The sequence below is a fragment of the Streptomyces sp. NPDC047079 genome (genome assembly GCF_040643755.1).
Lineage (GTDB): Bacteria > Actinomycetota > Actinomycetes > Streptomycetales > Streptomycetaceae > Streptomyces.
In genome coordinates this window covers 465,209-484,664 of sequence record NZ_JBEYUZ010000002.1, presented here as the reverse complement: position 1 = coordinate 484,664, position 19,456 = coordinate 465,209, and the positions used below count along the sequence as shown (strand labels likewise).

At 69.3% G+C, this 19,456-nt stretch carries 15 protein-coding genes; 14 read left to right on the top strand and 1 reads right to left on the bottom strand.

Annotated elements, in window-relative coordinates:
* The 14 genes from ABZ823_RS04750 (at position 1) to recQ (ending at position 18,060) form a co-directional block, all read left to right on the top strand.
* On the top strand, positions 1-555 hold the full coding sequence (locus tag ABZ823_RS04750) for an NADH-quinone oxidoreductase subunit B (RefSeq protein WP_003998928.1): 555 nt from the start codon (positions 1-3) through the stop codon (positions 553-555).
* The gene (locus tag ABZ823_RS04745; RefSeq protein ID WP_361653613.1) at positions 552-1,364 is read left to right on the top strand and encodes an NADH-quinone oxidoreductase subunit C; all 813 of its coding nucleotides are present in this window, start codon (positions 552-554) and stop codon (positions 1,362-1,364) included. Before ABZ823_RS04750 ends, ABZ823_RS04745 begins: the two co-directional genes overlap by 4 nt.
* Positions 1,361-2,743: an NADH-quinone oxidoreductase subunit D gene (locus tag ABZ823_RS04740; protein WP_361653611.1), complete on the top strand. Its 1,383-nt coding sequence runs from the start codon at positions 1,361-1,363 to the stop codon at positions 2,741-2,743. The genes ABZ823_RS04745 and ABZ823_RS04740 overlap by 4 nt, the downstream gene beginning before the upstream one ends.
* The gene (nuoE, locus tag ABZ823_RS04735) at positions 2,740-3,624 is read left to right on the top strand and encodes an NADH-quinone oxidoreductase subunit NuoE (RefSeq protein WP_361653609.1); all 885 of its coding nucleotides are present in this window, start codon (positions 2,740-2,742) and stop codon (positions 3,622-3,624) included. The genes ABZ823_RS04740 and nuoE overlap by 4 nt, the downstream gene beginning before the upstream one ends.
* Positions 3,624-4,976, top strand: a complete 1,353-nt coding sequence (gene nuoF / locus ABZ823_RS04730; protein WP_361653606.1) for an NADH-quinone oxidoreductase subunit NuoF — start codon at positions 3,624-3,626, stop codon at positions 4,974-4,976. The genes nuoE and nuoF overlap by 1 nt, the downstream gene beginning before the upstream one ends.
* A complete protein-coding gene (locus ABZ823_RS04725; protein WP_361653604.1) occupies positions 4,973-7,477 on the top strand; it encodes an NADH-quinone oxidoreductase subunit G in 2,505 nt (834 codons plus the stop codon). The genes nuoF and ABZ823_RS04725 overlap by 4 nt, the downstream gene beginning before the upstream one ends.
* Positions 7,474-8,841, top strand: a complete 1,368-nt coding sequence (gene nuoH, locus ABZ823_RS04720; protein ID WP_361653602.1) for an NADH-quinone oxidoreductase subunit NuoH — start codon at positions 7,474-7,476, stop codon at positions 8,839-8,841. The genes ABZ823_RS04725 and nuoH overlap by 4 nt, the downstream gene beginning before the upstream one ends.
* Complete coding sequence (gene nuoI / locus ABZ823_RS04715) at positions 8,834-9,475, top strand: NADH-quinone oxidoreductase subunit NuoI (protein WP_361653600.1); 642 nt, start codon at positions 8,834-8,836, stop codon at positions 9,473-9,475. Before nuoH ends, nuoI begins: the two co-directional genes overlap by 8 nt.
* Positions 9,472-10,311 (top strand): NADH-quinone oxidoreductase subunit J, encoded by an 840-nt coding sequence (locus tag ABZ823_RS04710; protein ID WP_361653598.1) that lies wholly within the window; start codon positions 9,472-9,474, stop codon positions 10,309-10,311. The genes nuoI and ABZ823_RS04710 overlap by 4 nt, the downstream gene beginning before the upstream one ends.
* The gene (gene nuoK / locus ABZ823_RS04705) at positions 10,308-10,607 is read left to right on the top strand and encodes an NADH-quinone oxidoreductase subunit NuoK (protein ID WP_023547474.1); all 300 of its coding nucleotides are present in this window, start codon (positions 10,308-10,310) and stop codon (positions 10,605-10,607) included. The genes ABZ823_RS04710 and nuoK overlap by 4 nt, the downstream gene beginning before the upstream one ends.
* 15 nt (positions 10,608-10,622) lie before the next feature.
* On the top strand, positions 10,623-12,569 hold the full coding sequence (nuoL, locus tag ABZ823_RS04700; protein ID WP_361653596.1) for an NADH-quinone oxidoreductase subunit L: 1,947 nt from the start codon (positions 10,623-10,625) through the stop codon (positions 12,567-12,569).
* Positions 12,570-12,574: 5 nt separating this feature from the next.
* Complete coding sequence (locus tag ABZ823_RS04695) at positions 12,575-14,146, top strand: NADH-quinone oxidoreductase subunit M (protein WP_361653594.1); 1,572 nt, start codon at positions 12,575-12,577, stop codon at positions 14,144-14,146.
* Positions 14,143-15,792: an NADH-quinone oxidoreductase subunit NuoN gene (gene nuoN / locus ABZ823_RS04690; RefSeq protein ID WP_361653592.1), complete on the top strand. Its 1,650-nt coding sequence runs from the start codon at positions 14,143-14,145 to the stop codon at positions 15,790-15,792. Before ABZ823_RS04695 ends, nuoN begins: the two co-directional genes overlap by 4 nt.
* 249 nt (positions 15,793-16,041) lie before the next feature.
* Positions 16,042-18,060, top strand: a complete 2,019-nt coding sequence (gene recQ / locus ABZ823_RS04685; RefSeq protein ID WP_361653590.1) for a DNA helicase RecQ — start codon at positions 16,042-16,044, stop codon at positions 18,058-18,060.
* 61 nt (positions 18,061-18,121) lie between these two features.
* On the opposite strand, the gene fahA is transcribed toward recQ, so the two are convergent.
* A complete protein-coding gene (fahA, locus tag ABZ823_RS04680; protein ID WP_361653588.1) occupies positions 18,122-19,336 on the bottom strand; it encodes a fumarylacetoacetase in 1,215 nt (404 codons plus the stop codon).
* Between the last annotated feature and the right edge of the window lie 120 nt (positions 19,337-19,456).

The following is a 19,456-nucleotide window of genomic DNA, read 5'->3' as shown; positions in this document are numbered from 1 at the left end:
ATGGGACTCGAAGAAAAGCTGCCGAGCGGTTTCCTCCTGACCACCGTCGAGCAGGCCGCGGGCTGGGTGCGCAAGGCGTCGGTCTTCCCCGCCACCTTCGGCCTCGCCTGCTGCGCCATCGAGATGATGACCACCGGCGCCGGCCGCTACGACCTGGCGCGCTTCGGCATGGAGGTCTTCCGCGGCTCGCCCCGGCAGGCGGACCTGATGATCGTCGCCGGCCGGGTCAGCCAGAAGATGGCGCCGGTCCTGCGGCAGGTCTACGACCAGATGCCGAACCCCAAGTGGGTGATCTCCATGGGGGTCTGCGCCTCCTCGGGCGGCATGTTCAACAACTACGCGATCGTCCAGGGCGTCGACCACATCGTCCCCGTCGACATCTATCTGCCCGGCTGTCCGCCGCGGCCGGAAATGCTGATGGACGCGATCCTCAAGCTCCACCAGAAGATCCAGACCTCGAAGCTCGGCGTCAACGCCGAGGAGGCGGCCCGTGAGGCGGAGGAAGCGGCACTCAAGGCCCTCCCGACGATCGAGATGAAGGGGCTGCTGCGATGAGCGACGCGAAGAGCAACGGCGCGAGCACGCCGGGCAACGGGCCAGGCGCGCCGGGCAACGGCGCGAACGGAGCCGCGTCGAACGGCAACGGCGTCAACCCGGAGAAGGACCTCGGCGCCGCCAACCTCCCTGGCATGCGCGGTGACCGCGGGGAGGAGATCCGCGTACAGCGCGGCATGTTCGGCGCCAACAACGGCGGCGACACCTCCGGATACGGCGGCCTGGTCCGCTCCATCCGGCTCCCGGGTGCGTCGAGCCGTCCCTACGGCGGCTGGTTCGACGAGGTCGCCGACGAACTGGAAGGCGCGCTGGAGGAACAGGGACTCGTCCCCGGGGACGCGATCGAGAAGACCGTCGTCGACCGCGGCGAGCTGACCTTCCACATCGAACGCGAGTACCTCGTCGCCGTCGCGCAGACCCTCCGTGACGACCCCGCGCTCCGCTTCGAGCTGTGCACGGGCGTGAGCGGAGTGCACTACCCGGGGGACAAGGGCCGCGAGCTGCACGCCGTCTACCACCTGCGCTCGATCACCCACAACCGGCTGATCCGCCTGGAGGTCAGCGCCCCCGACGCCGACCCGCGCGTCCCGTCGCTCGTCTCCGTGTATCCCACCAACGACTGGCATGAGCGCGAGACGTACGACTTCTTCGGCCTGATCTTCGACGGCCACCCGGCGCTGACGCGGATCATGATGCCTGACGACTGGCAGGGCTTCCCCCAGCGCAAGGACTATCCCCTCGGCGGCATCCCCGTCGAGTACAAGGGCGCCCAGATCCCGGCTCCGGACCAGCGGAGGTCGTACTCATGAGCACGCAGACTCCGTCCTCCGCCCACCCGTCGCCCGACCACCACTCCTCGTCGGGTCCCTTCGGGACGCAGAGTTCTCCCCGCGAGACGACCGAGGGCACCGTCTACACCGTCACCGGCGGCGACTGGGACGAGGTCGTCCAGTCCGCGGCCCGCGCCGACGACGAGCGCCTCATCGTCAACATGGGCCCGCAGCACCCGTCCACGCACGGCGTGCTCCGGCTCATCCTGGAGATCGAGGGCGAGACCGTCACCGAGGCCCGCTGCGGCATCGGCTACCTCCACACCGGCATCGAGAAGAACCTCGAGTACCGCACGTGGACCCAGGGCACCACGTTCGTGACGCGCATGGACTACCTGACGCCGTTCTTCAACGAGACGGCGTACTGCCTCGCGGTCGAGAAGCTCCTCGGTATCGAGGACCAGATCCCGGACCGCGCCACGCTCATCCGCGTGCTCCTGATGGAGCTCAACCGGATGTCCTCCCACCTGGTGTGCATCGCCACCGGCGGTATGGAGCTGGGCGCCACGACCATCATGATCTACGGCTTCCGCGACCGGGAACTGATCCTCGACATCTACGAGCTGATCACCGGCCTGCGGATGAACCACGCCTACATCCGCCCCGGTGGACTCGCCCAGGACCTGCCGCCGGGCGCGGTGGACCAGATCCGCGAGTTCGTGAAGAAGATGAAGAAGAACCTCCCGGAGTACGACAAGCTCGCCACCGGGAACCCCATCTTCAAGGCCCGCATGCAGGACATCGGCTACCTGGACCTGGCCGGCTGCATGGCCCTCGGTGCCACCGGCCCGATCCTGCGCTCCGCCGGCCTGCCGCACGACCTGCGCAAGGCGCAGCCCTACTGCGGCTACGAGACTTACGACTTCGACGTCCCGACCGCCGACACCTGTGACGCATACGGCCGTTTCCTCATCCGCCTGGAGGAGATGCGTCAGTCGCTCAGGATCGTCGAGCAGTGCCTGGACCGGCTGGCGCCCGGCCCGGTCATGGTCGCCGACAAGAAGATCGCCTGGCCCGCCCAGCTCGCCCTGGGACCGGACGGGCTCGGTAACTCCCTCGATCACATCAAAAGGATCATGGGCACCTCCATGGAGGCCCTGATCCACCACTTCAAGCTGGTGACCGAGGGCTTCCGCGTCCCGCCGGGACAGGCGTACACGGCGGTGGAGTCGCCCAAGGGCGAACTCGGCGTGCACGTCGTGTCAGACGGCGGCACCCGCCCCTACCGGGTCCACTTCCGCGACCCGTCCTTCACCAACCTGCAAGCGATGGCGGCGATGTGCGAGGGCGGCCAGGTCGCCGACGTGATCGTCGCCGTCGCGTCCATCGACCCCGTGATGGGAGGCGTCGACCGGTGACCACCAGTTCTTCGGAGCGGGGCGTCAGTCTGGGCATGCCCGAGCTGCCCGCGCCCGCCTACCCGGACGACGTCCGAGCGCGCCTGGAGCAGGACGCGCGCGAGATCATCGGCCGCTACCCGGACTCCCGGTCGGCTCTCCTGCCGTTGCTGCACCTCGTGCAGGCGGAGGAGGGATACGTCACCCGCACCGGAATGCGGTTCTGCGCCGACGTCCTGGGCCTGACCACGGCCGAGGTCTTGGCGGTGGCCACCTTCTACACGATGTACCGGCGGAAGCCCTCCGGTGACTACCAGGTGGGCGTCTGCACCAACACCCTGTGCGCCGTGATGGGCGGCGACGCGATCTTCTCCGCCCTGCGGGAGCACCTGGGCATCGGCAACGGCGAGACCACCGCCGACGGCAAGGTGACCCTGGAGCACATCGAGTGCAACGCGGCCTGCGACTTCGCGCCGGTCGTGATGGTCAACTGGGAGTTCTTCGACAACCAGACCCCCGAGAGCGCCAAGCGCATGGTCGACGACCTGCGTCAGGGACGGCAGGTCGATCCCACTCGCGGAGCCCCCTTGTGCACCTTCAAGGAGACCGCCCGGATGCTGGCCGGCTTCCCCGACGAACGGGACGGGGCCGTCGAGGCGACCGGCAGTGCGGGCCCGGCCTCCCTGGTGGGGCTGCGGCTGGCCAAGGGAGAGACGGCCGCCGCGCGCGTGGTGCACCCGCGGGACGGCGGGCCGCACGACGAGCCGCGGGACGGGGCGCCGGGGGACACGGCGGTGCACGAGCCGTCACCGACCGAACACCTCAGCTCCCACGACGCGCCGCAGGACACATCGGCCTCCGACCCCGCCCACCCCGCTGGGCCCGTTGCCGAGGAGGGGTAGTGATGACTTTGGCACCCCAGATCAACGAGACCAGCCCCGAGAAGCTGCTGGCACCCGTGCTGTCGGCCTTCTGGGACGAGGAGAAGTCCTGGACCCTGGACGTCTACCGAAGGCACGAGGGGTACGAGGGGCTCCGCAAGGCGCTCGCCATGTCGCCCGACGACGTGATCGCGTACGTCAAGGACTCCGGGCTGCGCGGCCGGGGCGGCGCTGGATTCCCGACGGGAATGAAATGGCAGTTCATTCCCCAGGGTGATGGCAAGCCTCACTATCTAGTTGTCAACGCCGACGAGTCGGAGCCCGGAACCTGCAAGGACATTCCGCTCCTCTTCGCGAACCCGCACAGCCTCATCGAGGGCATCGTCATCGCGTGTTACGCCATCAGGTCGTCGCATGCCTTCATCTATCTGCGGGGTGAAGTCGTCCCCGTACTGCGGCGGTTGCACTCCGCCGTACGCGAGGCGTACGCGGCGGGCTTCCTCGGCGAGAACATCCTCGGCAGCGGACTCGACCTGGAACTCACCGTGCACGCGGGCGCGGGCGCGTACATCTGCGGTGAGGAGACCGCACTGCTCGACTCGCTCGAAGGCCGCCGTGGTCAACCGCGGCTCCGTCCCCCCTTTCCTGCCGTCGCGGGCCTGTATGCGTGCCCGACTGTGGTGAATAACGTCGAGTCGATCGCGTCGGTTCCCGCGATTCTGAACCGGGGCAAAGAATGGTTCCGGTCGATGGGCAGCGAGAAGTCCCCCGGCTTCACGCTCTACTCGCTGAGCGGCCATGTCGCGAGCCCCGGCCAGTACGAGGCCCCGCTCGGCATCACCCTCCGCCAGCTCCTCGACATGAGCGGCGGCATGCGGCCCGGCCACCGACTGAAGTTCTGGACGCCCGGCGGTTCCTCGACGCCGATGTTCACCGACGAGCACCTCGACGTCCCGCTCGACTACGAGGGCGTGGGCGCCGCCGGTTCCATGCTCGGCACCAAGGCCCTGCAGTGCTTCGACGAGACGACCTGCGTGGTGCGGGCCGTCACCCGCTGGACCGAGTTCTACGCCCACGAGTCCTGCGGCAAGTGCACGCCCTGCCGCGAGGGCACGTACTGGCTGGTGCAGTTGCTGCGGGACATCGAGGCCGGCAAGGGCACGATGGCCGATCTCGACAAGCTCGCCGACATCGCCGACAACATCAACGGCAAGTCCTTCTGCGCCCTCGGCGACGGCGCGGCCTCGCCGATCTTCTCCTCCCTCCAGTACTTCCGCGAGGAGTACGAGGAGCACATCACGGGCCGGGGCTGCCCCTTCGACCCGGCCAAGTCCACGGCCTGGGCGGACAAGCCCGCGGAGGTGACCGCATGACTGTGACCACCAGCGCTCCTTCGGGAGGGGGTCAGGCGGCGGTCCCGCCGGAGGACCTCGTCACGCTGACGATCGACGGCATCGAGATCAGCGTGCCCAAGGGCACCCTGGTCATCCGCGCCGCCGAACAGCTCGGCATCGAGATCCCCCGCTTCTGCGACCACCCCCTGCTGGACCCGGCCGGCGCCTGCCGCCAGTGCATCGTCGAGGTCGAGGGCCAGCGCAAGCCCATGGCGTCCTGCACGATCACGTGTACGGACGGAATGGTGGTGAAGACTCATCTCACCTCGCCCGTCGCCGAGAAGGCCCAGAAGGGTGTGATGGAGCTCCTGCTCATCAACCACCCCCTGGACTGCCCCGTCTGCGACAAGGGCGGCGAGTGCCCCCTGCAGAACCAGGCCATGTCGCACGGCCACGCCGAGTCCCGCTTCGAGGGCAGGAAGCGCACCTACGAAAAGCCGGTGCCGATCTCCACCCAGGTGCTGCTGGACCGCGAGCGGTGTGTGCTGTGTGCCCGCTGCACCCGGTTCTCCAACCAGATCGCGGGCGACCCGATGATCGAGCTCCTCGAGCGGGGGGCGCTCCAGCAGGTCGGCACCGGCGAGGGCGACCCCTTCGAGTCGTACTTCTCCGGGAACACCATCCAGATCTGCCCGGTGGGTGCCCTCACGTCGGCCGCTTACCGCTTCCGCTCCCGTCCCTTCGACCTCGTCTCGTCACCGTCCGTGTGCGAGCACTGCTCCGGCGGCTGCGCCACGCGCACGGACCACCGGCGTGGCAAGGTCATGCGCCGCCTCGCGGCCGACGACCCCGAGGTCAACGAGGAGTGGATCTGCGACAAGGGACGGTTCGCGTTCCGCTACGCGCAGATGAGGGACCGGCTCGACACCCCGCTGGTGCGCGGCGAGTCCGGTGAGCTGGAGCCCGCCTCCTGGCCCCAGGCGCTCCAGGCTGCCGCCGAAGGCCTGCTCGCCGCGCGGGGCCGGGCAGGAGTACTGACCGGTGGACGGCTCACCGTCGAGGACGCGTACGCCTACAGCAAGTTCGCGCGCGTGGCGCTCGACACCAACGACATCGACTTCCGCGCGCGCGTGCACAGCGGCGAGGAGGCCGATTTCCTGGCCGCCAGGATCGCCGGACGCGGCCGTGACCTCGACGGCACGGGTGTGACGTACACCGCCCTGGAGAAGGCGCCCGCCGTTCTGCTCGTCGGGTTCGAGGCCGAGGAGGAGGCGCCCGGCGTCTTCCTGCGGCTGCGCAAGGCCTGGCGGGGACACGGCCAGCAGGTGTTCGCTCTCGCCACGCACGCCACCCGGGGCCTTGAGAAGGCCGGCGGTACCCTGCTGCCCTCCGCGCCCGGCACCGAGACCGAGTGGCTGGACGCGCTGGCCGGCCGGGTCGGCCTGGAGGAGGACGGCGTACGGGCCGCCGAGGCCCTGCGCACCGAGGGCGCGGTGATCGTCGTTGGTGAGCGCCTCGCCGACGTGGCTGGCGGGCTCACCGCCGCCGTACGGACCGCGGCCGCCACCGGCGCGCAGCTGGTGTGGATCCCGCGCCGGGCCGGGGAACGCGGCGCGGTCGAGGTGGGCGCACTGCCCACGCTGCTGCCGGGCGGACGTCCGGCCACCGACCCGCGCGCGCGGGCCGAGGTCGCCGCCGCCTGGGGTGTCGCCGAACTCCCGCAGCGCTACGGCCGGGACACGGGCCAGATCGTCGAGGCCGCGGTCTCCGGCGAACTGCGGGCCCTGGTGGTCGCCGGTGTCGAGGTCGCCGACCTGCCCGATCCGGCACGCGCGCGTGAAGCGCTCTCCTCGGTGGGCTTCCTGGTCTCGCTGGAACTGCGTCCCAGTGAGGTCACCGAGCACGCCGACGTGGTACTGCCGGTCGCGGCGGTCGCCGAGAAGGCCGGCACCTTCCTCAACTGGGAGGGCCGGGCCCGCTTCTTCGAGGCGGCGCTCAAGCCCGACCAGATGACCCGGGCCCTGGCGCCCACCGACGCGCGCGTGCTCCACATGCTCGCGGACGCCATGGACGTCCACCTGGGGCTGCCCGATCTTCGGACCGTGCGGACGGAACTGGACCGGCTCGGCGCCTGGGACGGACTGCGGGCCGCCAACCCCCTGGAGATCGGGGGCCAACTGCCCCGTCCGGCCGCCGGGGACGCGGTGCTCGCAGGTCACCGGCTGCTGCTGGACCAGGGCCGACTCCAGGAGGGCGACGAGGCACTCGCCGGTACGCGCCACGCGGCACGCGCGCGTGTGTCGGCCGCCACCGCCGCCGAAGCCGGTGTCAAGGACGGTGACCTCCTGGCCGTGAGCGGCCCGTCGGGAACCGTGGAACTCCCGGTGCAGATCACCGAGATGCCGGACCGGGTGGTCTGGCTCCCGCTGAACTCCACCGGCGGAGGCGTCGCCTCCGACACCGGTGCGCTGCCCGGCAACCTCGTCCGCATCGCCCCGGCGACGCCCGCCGCCGAGGCCCCCAAGGAGGTGGAGGCATGAGCCCGTACCTCGCCGCTGAAGACCTCTCCATGTTCGGCCGCGACCCCTGGTGGCTGGTCGCTGTCAAGGCGGTCTTCTGCTTCGCCTTCCTGATGGTGACCGTGCTGTTCTCCATCGTCTGGGAGCGCAAGGTCGTCGCCTGGATGCAGCTGCGGATCGGCCCCAACCGGCACGGCCCCTGGGGCATGCTCCAGTCGCTCGCCGACGGCGTGAAGCTGATGCTGAAGGAAGACCTCGTCGTCAAGCGTGCCGACAAGGTGGTCTACGTCCTCGCGCCGATCGTCGCGGCCATCCCGGCCTTCATGGCGATCGCGGTGATCCCCTTCGGGCCCTCCGGCAACGAGATCTCGATCTTCGGTCACCGCACCGCGATGCAGCTCACCGACCTGCCGATCGCGATGCTCTACATCCTCGCGGTCGCCTCGGTCGGCATCTACGGCATCGTCCTCGCCGGCTGGAGCTCCGGGTCCACCTACCCGCTCCTCGGCGGGCTCCGCTCCTGTGCCCAGATGATCTCGTACGAGATCGCCATGGGCGCCGCCTTCGCCTCCGTGTTCCTCTACTCGGGTTCGATGTCGACGTCGAGGATCGTCGAGCAGCAGCACGACCGCTGGTTCATCCTGCTGCTGCCGGTCTCGTTCATCATCTACATCGTCACGATGGTCGGCGAGACCAACCGTGCCCCCTTCGACATGCCGGAGTCCGAGGGCGACCTGGTCGGCGGCTTCAACACCGAGTACTCGTCGATCAAGTTCGCGATGTTCATGCTCGCCGAGTACGTGAACATGGTGACGGTCTCGGCCGTGTCGACCACGCTCTTCCTGGGCGGCTGGCGGGCACCATGGCCGATCAGCAGCTTCTGGGCGGGCGCGAACCACGGCTGGTGGCCGCTGCTCTGGTTCGTCGTCAAGGTCCAGCTGCTGCTGTTCTTCTTCATCTGGCTGCGCGGCACGCTCCCGCGCGTCCGCTACGACCAGCTGATGAAGCTGGGCTGGAAGGTCCTCATCCCGGTCTCCGTGGTCTGGCTGATGCTCGTCGCCACCGTGCGGGTGCTGCGAAACGAGAACTACGGATTCTCCGATATCGCCCTGTACGTCGCCGGCGGTGTCCTCGCGCTGCTTCTGCTGTCATTCGTCGTGGACATGTTCCGCGCGAAGGCCAAGGAGGGCGAGGGGCCCGCGGCGGAGGAGCCCGCCGCGTTCGACCCGATGGCGGGCGGCTTCCCCGTACCGCCGCTGCCGGGGCAGACGCCGCCGCCCGTGCCGAGGCGCCGCTCGCGCCGGGAACGGGAGCTGATTGTCAGTGGCGGGTCGGACACTGTCAGTGACGGATCTTCGGATGGAAAGGAGGCGTCCGATGGCTGAGGAGCCCAAGGAGACCAAGCCCGGTTTCCAGAACCCCGTGGCCGGCTTCGGCGTGACCTTCAAGGCCATGTTCAAGAAGCGGCTGACCGAGCAGTACCCCGAGCAGAAGAAGACCACGGCTCCGCGGTTCCACGGACGGCACCAGCTCAACCGCCATCCGGACGGCCTGGAGAAGTGCGTCGGCTGCGAGCTGTGCGCCTGGGCTTGCCCCGCCGACGCGATCTACGTGGAGGGCGCGGACAACACGGACGAGGAGCGCTACTCCCCGGGCGAGCGCTACGGGCGGGTGTACCAGATCAACTACGCCCGCTGCATCCTGTGCGGCCTGTGCATCGAGGCGTGCCCCACACGCGCGCTCACGATGACGAACGAGTTCGAGCTCGCGGACTCCAGCCGAGCCAACCTGATCTACACCAAGGAGCAGCTGCTCGCCGGCCTCGAAGAGGGCATGGTCGACACGCCGCACGCCATCTACCCGGGGATGGACGAGCAGGACTACTACCAGGGCCTGGTGACGGAGGCCGCGCCCGGCACGGCGCGCCAGGTCGCCGTCTCCAAGGGGGAGGGCCCGCAGGAGGCCGCCTCGACCTTCGGCGAGGCCGAGCCCGCGTCGAAGAAGGTGATCGGCGGATGACGGATCTCGCGGCTTACTCCACCTCCACCGGAGAGGCCTTCCAGTTCTGGGTTCTCGGCACGATCGCGGTGATCGGCGCCCTGTGCACCGTGTTTATGAAGAAGGCCGTGCACAGCGCGCTCTGCCTGGCCGGCACCATGATCGTCCTGGCGGTGTTCTACCTCGCCAACGGCGCCTACTTCCTGGGCATCGTGCAGATCGTCGTCTACACCGGCGCGATCATGATGCTGTTCCTGTTCGTGGTGATGCTGGTCGGTGTCACAGCGGCGGACTCGCTCAGGGAAACTATCAAGGGCCAGCGCTGGCTGGCCCTGCTGTGCGGGGCGGGCTTCGGCATCCTGCTGTTCGCGGGCATCGCCAACGCTTCCCTGAAGGACTTCGACGGCCTGGCCAAGGCGAACGCGAACGGCAACGTGGAGGGCCTCGCCGCTCTCATCTTCACCAAGTACGTGTTCGCCTTCGAAATCACCGGCGCCCTGCTCATCACGGCCGCGGTCGGCGCCATGGTGCTCACCCACCGCGAGCGCACCGAGCGGGCCAGGACCCAGCGCGAACTGTCCGAGCAGCGCGTACGGGAGGGCAAGCACGTTCCGCCGCTGCCGGCCCCCGGCGTCTACGCCCGGCACAACGCGGTGGACATCGCGGGCCTCCTTCCGGACGGCACCCCGTCCGAGCTGACCGTCAACAAGACGCTCCGGGCCCGGGGTCAGATCCGGGATGTGTCCGACGAGGCGATCAGCGATCTGAAGGCACTGGAACAGCGAGCCGCCGAGCGCCTGGAGCGGAGCGAGGACGAACGGCCGGCCCTCAAGAGGACCGAGGAGACGTCGAAGTGAACCCGGTCAACTACCTGTATCTCGCCGCCTTGTTGTTCACCATCGGCGCCACCGGAGTGCTGATCCGGCGGAACGCGATCGTGGTGTTCATGTGCATCGAGCTGATGCTGAACGCCTGCAACCTCGCCTTCGTCACCTTCTCCCGGATGCACGGCAATCTCGACGGCCAGATCATCGCCTTCTTCACGATGGTCGTCGCCGCAGCGGAGGTCGTGGTCGGGCTCGCGATCATCGTGTCGCTGTTCCGTACCCGCCATTCGGCCTCGGTCGACGACGCCAGCCTGATGAAGTTGTAAGGGGTCGGAAGAATCGTGGAGAACCTGATTGCGCTGCTGATCGCGGCGCCCCTGCTCGGAGCGGCCGTCCTGCTGTGCGGCGGCCGGAGGCTGGACGGGGTCGGCCACTGGATCGGCACCGTGCTGGCCGCCGCCTCCTTCGTCTTCGGTGTGGTCCTCTTCACCGACATGCTGGGGAAGGCCGCCGACCACCGGACGCTGACCCAGCATCTGTACAGCTGGATCCCGGTGGGCGGCTTCCAGGCCGACGCCGCCTTCCGGCTCGACCAGCTGTCGATGACGTTCGTCCTGCTGATCACCGGTGTCGGCTCGCTGATCCACCTGTACTCGGTGGGGTACATGGAGCACGACGAGCGCAGGCGCCGCTTCTTCGGCTATCTCAACCTGTTCCTGGCGGCGATGCTGCTGCTCGTCCTCGCCGACAACTACCTGTTGCTGTACGTCGGCTGGGAGGGCGTCGGTCTCGCCTCCTATCTGCTGATCGGCTTCTGGCAGCACAAGCCCAGTGCGGCGACCGCGGCGAAGAAGGCCTTCATCGTCAACCGCGTCGGCGACATGGGCCTGTCTATCGCGATCATGCTGATGTTCACGACGTTCGGGACCTTCGCCTTCGGGCCGGTCTTCGCGGGCGTGGACGGGGCGGGCGAGGGCAAGCTCACCGCCATCGGTCTGATGCTGCTGCTCGCCGCCTGTGGCAAGTCCGCGCAGGTACCGCTCCAGTCCTGGCTCGGTGACGCGATGGAGGGCCCGACCCCGGTCTCGGCCCTCATCCACGCCGCGACCATGGTGACCGCGGGCGTGTACCTGATCGTCCGGTCCGGCGCGATCTTCAACGCCGCGCCCGACGCGCAACTGGCCGTCACCGTGGTCGGCGCCGTCACACTCCTGTTCGGTGCGATCGTCGGTTGCGCGAAGGACGACATCAAGAAGGCGCTGGCCGGGTCGACCATGTCGCAGATCGGCTACATGGTGCTGGCCGCCGGTCTCGGCCCCATCGGCTATGTCTTCGCGATCATGCACCTGGTGACGCACGGCTTCTTCAAGGCCGGGTTGTTCCTCGGCGCGGGCTCGGTCATGCACGGAATGAACGACGAGGTCGACATGCGCAGGTACGGCGGCCTGAGGAAGTACATGCCGGTCACGTTCGTCACCTTCGGTCTCGGCTACCTCGCCATCATCGGCTTCCCGGGCCTGTCCGGCTTCTTCTCCAAGGACAAGATCATCGAGGCGGCGTTCGCCAAGGGCGGCACCGAGGGCTGGATCCTCGGCGGCGCGGCCCTGCTGGGCGCGGCCATCACGGCGTACTACATGACCCGCGTGATGCTGATGACGTTCTTCGGAGAGGAGCGCTGGCGCAACGCCCCGACCCCGTCCCCGGCCGAGCCCGACGTGGAGCCCGCCGCCGAGACCCGGGGCGAGCACGCGGAACCGCATCCGCACGAGTCGCCGGGGGTCATGACGATCCCGATGATCGTGCTGGCCTTCGGGTCGGTGTTCGCGGGCGGTCTCTTCTCGGTCGGCGACCGCTTCCTGCACTGGCTTGAGCCGGTCACCGGACACTCGGAGGGCAACTCGCCGGTCAGCGCCTTGACGGTCACAGCCGCCACCCTGGTGCTGCTCGTCGTGGGTGTCGGCATCGCCTACGCCCAGTACGGCCGCCGTCGGGTCCCGGCCGTCGCCCCGCGCGGGTCGCTGCTCACCCGGGCCGCCCGGCGCGACCTGCTCCAGGACGACTTCAACCACGTCGTCCTCGTCCGCGGCGGAGAGCACCTCACCCGCTCCCTGGTGTACGTGGACCACACCCTGGTCGACGGCGTCGTCAACGGCACGGCCGCCTCCATCGGCGGTCTGTCCGGCCGGCTCCGCCGACTCCAGAACGGCTACGCGCGGTCGTACGCGGTCTCGATGTTCGGCGGTGCGGCGGTGCTCGTCGCCCTGACTCTGCTGATGAGGGCGGTCTGATAGCGATGTCCTTTCCTCTGCTGACAGCGACGGCGGTGCTCCCGGCCGTGGGGGCGATCGCCACGGCCGCGGTGCCGGCCGCCCGGCGCGCCACCGCCAAGTGGCTGGCGCTGGTGGTCTCACTCGCCACGCTCGCGCTCGCCGCGGTGATCGTGTTCCGCTTCGAGCCGGGCGGCGCGCGCTACCAGTTCACCGAATCGCATGCCTGGATCAAGGACTTCGGGGTGCGGTACGAGCTGGGTGTGGACGGCATCGCGGTGGCGCTCATCGCGCTGACCGCGCTGCTGATCCCGTTCGTGATCCTGGCGGGCTGGCACGATGCCGACCCGATGGAGACCGGAAGCCGCCGCTGGCGGCCGACGCAGGGCTTCTTCGCCCTGATCCTGGCCGTCGAGGCGATGGTGATCCTCTCCTTCGAGGCCACCGACGTCTTCCTCTTCTACATCTTCTTCGAAGCCATGCTCATCCCGATGTACTTCCTCATCGGCGGCTTCGGGGACCACGCCCACGAGCACGGCGAGCAGGCGGCGTCCACGCAACGTTCCTACGCCGCGGTGAAGTTCCTCCTCTACAACCTCGTCGGCGGCCTGATCATGCTGGCCGCGGTGATCGGCCTCTATGTGCAGGCGGGGAACTTCTCGCTCCCTGAGATCGTGCAGGCGCGGGCGAACGGCTCGCTGCACATGGCGACCGGTACCGAACGCTGGCTGTTCCTCGGCTTCTTCTTCGCCTTCGCGGTGAAGGCGCCGCTGTGGCCGCTGCACACCTGGCTGCCCAACGCCATGGGGGAGGCCACCGCCCCGGTGGCCGTCCTCATCACGGCGGTCGTCGACAAGGTGGGCACGTTCGCGATGCTGCGCTTCTGCCTCCAGCTGTTCCCGGAGGCGAGCAAGTGGGCGACGCCCGTCATCCTCGTCCTGGCGGTCATCAGCATCATCTACGGGGCGCTGCTCGCGGTCGGCCAGCGGGACATCAAACGGCTGGTGGCGTACGCCTCGATCTCGCACTTCGGCTTCATCATCCTGGGCATCTTCGCGATGACCACCCAGGGCCAGTCCGGCGCGACGCTCTACATGGTGAACCACGGGATCTCGACCGCCGCCCTCATGCTGGTGGCCGGCTTCCTGATCTCCCGCCGCGGCTCGCGTCTGATCGCCGACTACGGAGGCGTCCAGAAGGTCGCGCCGGTGCTCGCCGGCACCTTCCTGATCGGCGGCCTGGCCACCCTGTCCCTGCCGGGACTCGCGCCCTTCGTAAGTGAGTTCCTGGTCCTGGTCGGCACGTTCACGCGGCATCCGGCGATCGGCATCATCGCCACCTTCGGCATCGTCCTCGCCGCGCTCTACACCCTGGTCCTCTACCAGCGGACGATGACGGGCCCGGTGAAGACGGAGGTCGCCGCGATGCCGGACCTGCGCGTGCGTGAGCTGCTGGTCGTCGCCCCGCTGATCGTCCTGCTGATCTTCCTGGGCGTCTATCCGAAGCCCGTCGCCGACATCGTCAACCCGGCGGTCCAGCACACCATGTCCGACGTACACCAGACCGATCCCAAGCCCGAGGTGGAGGCGGCCAAGTGAGCACAGCAGCCGTCCACAGCCTGTGGACAACCGCGGCCGACCCGATCTCCAAGATCCAGGCGCCGAAGATCGAATACGGGCAATTGTCGCCGACCTTGATCGTCATCGGCGCGGCGCTCGTCGGAGTGCTGATCGAGGCATTCGTTCCGCGTGCCTCCCGCTACTACGCGCAGGTGTTCGTCTCGGTCGTCTCGCTCGCCGCCGCGTTCGCCGCGGTCGTGGCGCTCGCGGCCGACGGCTACGGCACCACCAAGGCGCACATCGCGGCGATGGGAGCGATCGCGGTCGACGGCCCGTCCCTGTTCCTGCAAGGCACGATCCTGCTGGCCGGCCTGCTCGGCGTGTTCACCTTCGCCGAGCGGCGCCTCGACCCGGCAGCACACGGCAACCGGGTCGACTCGTTCGCCGCACAGGCCGCGTCCGTGCCGGGCAGCGAGAGCGAGAAGGCCGCCGTGAAGGCAGGCTTCACGACCACCGAGGCCTTCCCGCTGCTGCTGTTCGCGGTCGGCGGCATGCTCGTCTTCCCCTCGGCCAACGACCTGCTGACCCTCTTCGTGGCCCTGGAAGTGTTCTCCCTGCCGCTGTACCTGCTGTGCGCCCTGGCCCGCCGCAAGCGGCTCATGTCGCAGGAGGCCGCGGTCAAGTACTTCCTGCTCGGCGCATTCGCCTCCGCGTTCACCCTGTTCGGCATCGCGCTGCTGTACGGGTACGCAGGCTCGGTGTCGTACGCGACGATCGCCCAGGTCGTCGACGGCACGGTGACCAATGTCGACCCGGCGCTCGCGAACACCATGGGCAACGACGCGCTGCTGCTGGTGGGCGCCGCGATGCTCGTGATGGGCCTGCTGTTCAAGGTGGCAGCGGTGCCGTTCCACATGTGGACGCCGGACGTGTACCAGGGCGCGCCGACCCCGGTGACCGGCTTCATGGCGGCGGCGACCAAGGTGGCGGCGTTCGGTGCGCTGCTGCGGCTGCTGTACGTCGTCCTGCCGGGCATGCGCTGGGACTGGCGCCCGGTGATGTGGGCGGTCGCGATCGTCACCATGCTGGGGGGCGCGATCGTCGCGATCACACAGACCGACATCAAGCGGCTGCTGGCGTACTCGTCGATCGCGCACGCGGGATTCATCCTCGCGGGTGTCATCGCGACGACCCCCGACGGCGTCTCCTCCGTCCTCTTCTACCTGGCCGCGTACTCGTTCGTGACGATCGGCGCCTTCGCCGTCGTGACGCTGGTGCGTGACGCGGGCGGCGAGGCGACGCACCTGTCCAAGTGGGCCGGGCTCGGGCGCAGGTCGCCGCTGGTGGCGGCCGTGTTCGCGGTGTTCCTGCTGGCCTTCGCGGGCATCCCGCTGACCTCCGGCTTCGCCGGGAAGTTCGCCGTGTTCAAGGCGGCCGCGGAAGGCGGGGCGATCCCGCTGGTCGTGATCGGTGTGATCTCGTCGGCGGTCGCGGCCTTCTTCTACATCCGCGTGATCGTCTTGATGTTCTTCAGCGAACCGCGCCCCGAGGGCCCCACGGTCGCGGTCCCCTCCCCGCTGACGATGGCGGCCATCGGGGTGGGCGTGGCGGTCACGCTGGTGCTGGGTGTGGCGCCCCAGTACTTCCTGGACCTGGCGAGCCAGGCGGGTATCTTCGTGCGCTGAGGAGCCCCCGCCGCACACGACGGCCCGGTGCCCGCTCGGGGGGTGCCGGGCCGTTCTGCGCGGGGGCCTACTGGCTCGGCGCGCGGCGCGTCCTGATCTGGGTGAGGGGCAGGTCTCCCACGTACGTGTGAGCGACTGCCGTGTCCTTGACCAGGGCGGTGCGAGCGGCCTGTGGATAACTTCGGGGCTGTCGGCGCGGCCCCCTATCGTGGAGGGCGTGGTCGAGGGACGACATACGGGGGACGCGCGATGGACGGGACTGCTGTGATGACCGAGGCGAGCGTGATGCCGGCGCCCAATGGCGGGAGCGAGGCGCAGGCCACGCTGCACCGGGTCTTCGGGTACGAGAGCTTCCGCGGCGAGCAGGAAGCGATCATCGAGCATGTGGTGGCCGGTGGTGACGCCGTGGTCCTCATGCCGACCGGCGGCGGCAAGTCGCTCTGCTATCAGATCCCGGCCCTGGTCAGACCTGGTACGGGCGTGGTGGTCTCGCCGCTGATCGCGCTGATGCAGGACCAGGTGGACGCGCTGCGGGCGCTCGGCGTGCGCGCCGGGTTCGTCAACTCCACGCAGGACTTCGACGAGCGGCGCGTGATGGAGGCGGAGTTCCTGGCCGGCGAGCTGGACCTGCTCTATCTGGCCCCCGAGCGGCTGCGCCTGGAGTCAACCCTCGATCTGCTCTCCCGCGGCAAGATCTCGGTTTTCGCGATCGACGAGGCGCACTGTGTGTCCCAGTGGGGCCACGACTTCCGTCCCGACTATCTGGCCCTGTCCCTGCTGGGTGAGCGCTGGCCGGAGGTCCCCCGGATCGCGCTCACGGCGACGGCGACGCACGCCACGCACCAGGAGATCACCCAGCGGCTGAACATGCCGGCGGCCCGCCACTTCGTCGCGAGCTTCGACCGGCCCAACATCCAGTACCGGATCGTCCCGAAGGCCGACCCCAAGAAGCAGCTGCTGTCGTTCCTGCGCGAGGAGCACCCGGGCGAGGCGGGCATCGTCTACTGCCTCTCCCGTAATTCGGTGGAGAAGACGGCGGAGTTCCTGACCCGCAGCGGCATCGAAGCGGTGCCCTACCACGCGGGCCTGGACGCGGGCACGCGAGCGGCGCACCAGTCCCGGTTCCTGCGCGAGGAGGGCCTGGTCGTGGTCGCGACCATCGCGTTCGGGATGGGCATCGACAAGCCGGACGTGCGGTTCGTCGCGCACCTGGACCTGCCGAAGTCGGTCGAGGGCTACTACCAGGAGACCGGCCGGGCGGGACGCGACGGCCTGCCGTCCACGGCCTGGATGGCATACGGGCTGAACGACGTCATACAGCAGCGCAAGCTCATCCAGTCCGGGGAGGGCGACGAGGCCTTCCGCCGCCGGGCCCAGGCACACCTGGACGCGATGCTGGCGCTGTGCGAGACCGCCCGGTGCCGCCGCGGCCAGTTGCTGGCCTACTTCGGCCAGGATCCCGCCCCGGGCGGCTGCGGCAACTGCGACACCTGTCTGGTGCCACCGGACACCTGGGACGGGACGATCGCGGCCCAGAAGGTGCTGTCCGCGATCTGGCGGCTGGACCGGGAGCGGCGGCAGAAGTTCGGCGCGGTGCAGATCGTGGACATCCTGCTGGGGCGGCGCACGGCGAAGGTCATCCAGTTCGACCACGACCAGCTGTCCGTGTTCGGTATCGGCGAGGAGCTGACGGAAGGTGAATGGCGCGGAGTCATCAGGCAGTTGCTGGCCCAAGGTCTGCTCGCGGTCGAGGGCGAGTACGGGACGCTGGTCCTGACGGAGGAGAGCGGGACGGTGCTGCGGCGCGAGCGTGAGGTGCCGCTGCGCAAGGAGCCCCCGAAGCCCACTGCTGCCCGTACCTCGTCACCGAAGGGTGAACGCAGACCGAAGGCCGCCGCCGAGCTGCCGCCAGAGCTGGTGCCCGTCTTCGAGGCACTGCGTTCCTGGCGTGCGGCCCAGGCGAAGGAACAGGGCGTCCCGGCATACGTGATCTTCCACGATGCGACGCTCCGCGAGATCGCCGCCGTCCGCCCCACGACGGTGACCGAGCTGGGAACCATCGGCGGGGTCGGCGAGAAGAAGCTGGCCACCTACGGCGAGGGGGTGCTCGAAGTGCTCGCCTCGCTGGGCGCACCGTCCGCGGGCGCCCCCGCCCAGGCGGACGGGGATGCCCGGGCGGGCGGGGCGCAGGCCGACGGCCGCCCGCAGGCGGAGCCGGACCCGGAGCCGGATCCCGAGCCCGGACCCGAACCCGACGACTGGATATGAGCAGCTGAGCGACTGAGCGAGGGGCCGGGCCCGTGGGTGCCCGTGGGTGCGGTGGTGGGGGTCAGGGACCGGGCACCACCCGGCCCGTCACCTCCCCGAGCCCCACCCGGGTGCCGTCCGGCCCGGGAGCCCAGGCGGTCATGGTCACCACGTCACCGTCCTCCAGGAACGTCCGCTTGCCGTCCGGGAGTTCGAGCGGGTCCCGCCCGTTCCAGGTCAGTTCGAGCAGCGAGCCGCGCTCGTGCTCCGCCGGGCCGCTCACGGTGCCCGAGCCGTAGAGGTCGCCCGTCCTGAGCGACGCCCCATTCACCGTCATATGCGCCAGCTGCTGGGCCGCCGTCCAGTACATGGTCGAGAACGGCGGCTCGGAGACCACATTGCCGTTGATCGCGACGGAGATGCGCAGGTCGTAGCCCGAGGGCTCCTCATGTGCGTCGTCCAGGTACGGCAGCAGCGGATGCGTGCGTCCGGGGGGTGTCACCCGTGCCTCCTCCAGGGCGTCCAGCGGGGTGACCCACGCCGAGACGGAGGTGGCGAAGGACTTGCCGAGGAACGGCCCGAGCGGTACATACTCCCAGGCCTGGATGTCCCGCGCCGACCAGTCGTTGAGCAGGCAGAGTCCGAACACATGGTCGCGGAAGGCCGACAGCGGCACCGGCCGGCCCATCTCCGACGGCACGCCCACCACGAATCCCACCTCCGCCTCGATGTCCAGGCGGACCGAGGGGCCGAAGACCGGCGCCGGGTCCGTGGGCGCCTTGCGCTGCCCCTGGGGGCGTACGACGTCCGTGCCGGACACCACCACCGTTCCCGCCCTGCCGTGATAACCGATGGGCAGGTGCTTCCAGTTGGGGGTCAGGGAGTCCGCCGCGTCCGGACGGAAGATCTGCCCGACATTGCGGGCGTGGTTCTCGGAGGCGTAGAAGTCGACGTAGTCCGCGACCTCGAAGGGAAGGTGCAGGGTCACCTCGGAGAGCGGGAGAAGCAGGGGCTCGACGGTCTCCCGGTGCGCGGGCACCGTCACCCACGCCGTCAGCGCCCGGCGCACGTCCGACCAGGCGGTGCGGCCGGCGGCCAGCAGGGGCCCCAGGGAGGGCCGTGCCAGCAGGGTGGCGTACGGCGAGCCGAGCGCCTGGGCGGCCGCGCCCGCGTCGAGCACATGGCCGCCCAGGCGGACGCCGACCCTCCGCTCGACAGAGCCGATCGGCGAGAACACGCCGTAGGGGAGGTTGTGCGGTCCGAAGGGGTCGCCCTCGGGGACGTCGAAGGGGGGCATGGGATGCTGCCTCGCTTTCGTGCACGTCAGGTATGCCGTGCATGGGGGTGCGTTCCATGTGGTCGCCGCACACGTTACGGGTGAGTTCCCTGTCTTGGGCAGTGTCTAAAGAGTTCGCAA